Consider the following 1,725-nt stretch of genomic DNA (forward strand, 5'->3'; position numbering starts at 1 on the left):
AGTTAGCTGGGGTAACTGTTTCTGTTCTCGTCGCGTGTGGAGAAAGCGCCTCTTGCCATACCGTAAACGGTGATCTGGCTGGCTTATGCCGGTCCACCATCAACCGGAATGGAGAGAGACCATGGGCTACTTTGCAGGACTGGATGTTTCCCTTGAGATGACGAGCATCTGCATTGTGGATGCTGACGGGACCGTGATGAAGGAGGCAAAGGTTGCTTCCGAACCGGACGATCTTGTCGCGTTCTTCGCGCAATGCGGCATGGTGATGAAGCGGATCGGCCTTGAAGCCGGCGCTCCGTCGCAATGGCTTTACGGCGGTATGGCCGAAGCGGGTCTGCCGGTCGTGTGCATCGAGACGCGGCACGCCAAGGCGGCGCTGTCGGCAATGCCGAACAAGACCGACCGCAATGATGCGCGCGGAATCGCCAACATCATGCGCACCGGCTGGTTCCGCGCCGTGCATGTAAAGACGCAGACCGCGCAGGAACTGCGCTTCCTGCTGGTGGCCAGGCAGACGCTGGTTCGCAAGCTGATGGATATCGAGCTGGCGATCCGCGGCATGCTGCGCAGCTTCGGTCTGAAGATGGGCGTGGTGTCGAAGCGCGACTTCGAGGCGCGCGTTCTGGAACTGGCAGGCGACCGTGCGATGCTGATGCGGGCGCTCAATCCGATGTTGACCGCGAGGCGCGCTCTGGCTGTCGAATATGCCAACCTGCAAAAGGTGGCGATGGACTTCGCCCGTGACGACGAGGTGTGCCGGCGGCTGATGACCGTTCCCGGTGTCGGCCCCATCGTGGCACTGACCTATCGCGCGACCATCGACGTGCCGTCGCGGTTCCGGCGCTCCAAGTCCGTAGGCGCGCATCTGGGGCTGACGCCGCGCGCCTACCAGTCTGGCGAGGTCGATTGGACCGGGCGCGTGTCCAAGAGCGGTGACGCGATGGCGCGGGCTGCGCTCTACGAGGCCGCACACATCCTGCTCGTTAGGGTGAAGCGCTGGTCGTCCCTCAAGGCATGGGGCATGCGGCTGGTGAAGAACCGGGGCCATAAGCGCGCGGTCACCGCGCTTGCGCGCCGGATGGCCGTTCTGATGCACCGCATGTGGGTCGAGGGAACCACCTTCCTCTGGAAGACGGGTGACGGCCAGGCAATCGGGCAGAAGCCCATTCCTGCTGTTTAAGGTCGTCTGCTTGTCATCCGCATGGATGCCGGCTGACATAGGCTGAGAGTTCCGCTGCGGCGGAGAGATGTCCCCCGAGGGGACGAGGGTTCGGGTGAGCACGTTCAGAATCTTGTCCGCATCGCATTCTGCGACAGCGAAGACGCGAGTTAGCTTGGCTGCCCGACCTTCCGATCCCTGCTTGTGGCGATCCTGATATCGACCACGGAAAGAAGCGTGAGCCGCTCGGGGTGATGTCGATGATCCGCTCATGGCGTGTCCTCCGGCTCAATGCCTGGAATCCACGGAAGACGGGCAGATCGGGATGGTTCTTTCGCAGCTTGTTGCGAACGCGCACGATCATTGGCAAGATGATCGCGGGTGGCACTGGGCGCGTGCTCCGCACCCACAGAAACAGTTAAAGAAGATTCTCTGTTAGATAAGTTAGCGGTCGGATTCCGCTTTTCAGGCCAGAGCGTTAGCTGCGGTTCGTGCGCCTGATCTGCCGATAGTGGTGCGCCTGATGTGCCGATACCCCGTGCGCCTGATCTGCCGATGGCATCAAC

General features: G+C 61.9%; 1 protein-coding gene and 1 pseudogene. One reads left to right on the top strand and one right to left on the bottom strand.

The features are described 5' to 3' along the window. Window positions 1–121 precede the first annotated feature (121 nt). The gene (locus I8N66_RS37195; RefSeq protein ID WP_291165554.1) at window positions 122–1,180 is read left to right on the top strand and encodes an IS110 family transposase; all 1,059 of its coding nucleotides are present in this window, start codon (window positions 122–124) and stop codon (window positions 1,178–1,180) included. A 248-nt stretch (window positions 1,181–1,428) separates the two neighbouring features. Here I8N66_RS37195 and I8N66_RS37200 read toward each other — a convergent pair. After that, window positions 1,429–1,725: pseudogene (locus I8N66_RS37200) on the bottom strand (replication protein A); the annotation flags it as partial.

The organism is Ensifer sp. SSB1 (assembly GCF_016652895.1).
Lineage (GTDB): Bacteria > Pseudomonadota > Alphaproteobacteria > Rhizobiales > Rhizobiaceae > Ensifer.